Source organism: Kocuria rhizophila, from assembly GCF_003667225.1.
Classification (GTDB): domain Bacteria; phylum Actinomycetota; class Actinomycetes; order Actinomycetales; family Micrococcaceae; genus Kocuria; species Kocuria rhizophila.
Genome location: NZ_RCOM01000146.1, coordinates 1 through 2,331, shown reverse-complemented (window position 1 = coordinate 2,331; position 2,331 = coordinate 1). Strand labels below are relative to the sequence as shown.

The 2,331-nt window shown below is 72.6% G+C and carries 2 protein-coding genes; one reads left to right on the top strand and one right to left on the bottom strand.

What is annotated here, in order from left to right:
- Positions 1–203: 203 nt before the first annotated feature.
- On the top strand, positions 204–1,715 hold the full coding sequence (locus D9R02_RS11675) for a sugar transferase (protein ID WP_183085996.1): 1,512 nt from the start codon (positions 204–206) through the stop codon (positions 1,713–1,715).
- Here D9R02_RS11675 and D9R02_RS11670 read toward each other — a convergent pair.
- Entirely contained in the window at positions 1,693–2,295 is a 603-nt protein-coding gene (locus D9R02_RS11670; protein ID WP_121566954.1) for an arsenate reductase/protein-tyrosine-phosphatase family protein, read from the bottom strand. The two genes, D9R02_RS11675 and D9R02_RS11670, sit on opposite strands and share 23 nt — an antisense overlap.
- Between the last annotated feature and the right edge of the window lie 36 nt (positions 2,296–2,331).

Here is a 2,331-nt window from a genome sequence, read left to right as displayed (position 1 = left end):
GGTGGACGCTGTGGGCACGAGATCATTCAACCGCATCGAGGCTGTGGGGTGGGCTGATGCTGATCCGTCGGCGATCCCTCGGGCGACCCAAGGGCAGCCGCGGTGGCCGTCCCCGGCCCCGATCTGACATGGGGACAAATCCGCGCGGATGCATGAACATTGGTAGAGTGGCCCGGACGATCCGCGGGCTGGGAGGTGCACGCATGAGCCTTCGTGAGCTCGATCGGGGGGAGCACCCCCGCGGAGCCACCACACCCCCCGTTCGCGGGACCGGCCGCCGGGCGTCCCGCCCGTGGTGGGTTCCGTACCGGCAGGCGGCCGTCCTCAGCGACGTCGTGGCAGTGACGACCGCCATGGCGGTCGCGAACGTCGCGCGCTTCGACGACGCCGCCTCGAGCACCACCGTGGTGGGCGTGGACTGGCTGACGTATCCCGCCATCTCGGCGCTGATCGGCGTGAGCTGGATCATCGCGCTCGCCGCGAGCCGGGCCTACTCGCACCACCGCCTGGGTTTCGGGGACGAGGAGTACCGGGCCCTGGCCCACGCCACCTTCGTGCTCTTCGGCGGTCTGTCCATGATCGCCGTGCTGCTGCTGATCGACGTGGCGCGCGGCTTCCTGGCGATCGCCCTTCCCCTGGGCGTGTTCCTGCTGTTCCTCGGACGCTGGATCCTGCGGCAGGTGCTCGTGCGCCGTCGCGCCGCCGGGGCCATGCTCGAGGACTCCCTGCTGATCGGCTCGCAGCGCGCGGTGACCTGGACCGCGGAGCACATCCGACGCATTCCCGCCGCGGGCTACCGCGTGGCGGCGGTGGTGTGCGCCGAGCCGGACGCCCCTGACGGGCTCACCCTCTCGGACGGCACGCGGCTGCCGAACCTGCGCCGCTGGGACCGGATCATGGACCTGCTGGACGAGACGGGCATCCGCACCGTGATCGTGGCGGACGACGTCCCCACGGACCGCAGGTTCCTGCGCCAGCTCTCGTGGCAGTTCGAGGGCACGGACGTGCAGCTGGTGCTCACGAGCCGCCTCACGGACGTGGCCGGGCCCCGCATCCACTGGCGTCCCGTGGAGGGGCTGCCGCTGATGGCGGTGGACACCCCGCAGTTCTCCGGGGCCAAGTACGCGCTCAAGCGGGCCTTCGACCTGGTGATCGCCGCCACCGGGCTGCTCGTGACCCTGCCGCTGCTGCTCGTCACCGCGCTGGCCGTGAAGCTCCAGGACGGCGGTCCGGTGCTGTACCGGCAGGAGCGTGTGGGGATCGACGGCACCGCCTTCACGATGTACAAGTTCCGCTCCATGCGGCCCGGCGCGGACGAGGAGCTCGCGCACCTGGCCGAGGCCAACCGGGCCTGCGCACCCCTCTTCAAGGTTCCCGACGATCCGCGGGTCACGCGGGTGGGCCGCATCATCCGCGCGTGGTCCGTGGACGAGCTGCCGCAGCTGGTCAACGTGCTGCGCGGAGACATGGCCGTGGTGGGCCCGCGCCCCCAGCTTCCCCGGGAGGTGGCGCAGCTGCCGCAGCACGTCCTGCGCCGGCTCAAGGTCAAGCCCGGGATCACCGGTCCGTGGCAGGTGGGTGGGCGCTCGGAGCTCTCCGCGGAGGAGAGCACGCGCCTGGACCTGTCCTACGTGGAGAACTGGTCACTCGTGGGGGACGCCATCATCGTGCTCAAGACCGTCAAGGCGGTCCTCACCCGGCACGGGGCGTCCTGAGGTGGGAGCTGCCGTGAACCCGTGCGCCCTGCTCGTCCAGCGGAGCGAGGCCCGTGCCGGAGCCCGTTCCCGGCACCAGGAGGCGCACCACGTTCTCCACGCCGGCGGCGATCCTCGCGACCGCGTCCCGCGCGGCCTCGGGCCCCTGGCGGAAGGGGTCTGCCACGTCGTCCTGCACCACGGCCGGTTCCTGCGACAGCAGCAGGTGGTCGAGACCCACCACGTGCCGGGGTGCCCGCGCCGCGAGCCGTTCCGCCTGACCCAGCACCAGGAGCTTGGCCGCCTCTCGGGGCAGCTCGTCCACGAGCCATGCCCGCTGCTCGCCGGCCATGCAGATCACGAGGTCGGCTTCCCCGACCATCGCGGGGCTCACCTGGCGGGCCCGGTGCCCCCGGGGATCCAGGCCGCGCTGCGCGAGGGCGCGGGCGACGTCGTCCGCCACGGGCTCTCCCCGCAGCGCGCCGATCCCCGCGCTGGAGACGGTCCACCCGCTGGAGCGGGGCAGAAGCGCGCGGGCGACGACCTCCGCGGCGGGGGACCGCGCCACGTTGCCGTGGCACACGAAGAGCAGGTGGGGCATGGCTGACAGTGTAGAACCGGGGGCGCGGGGCACAGC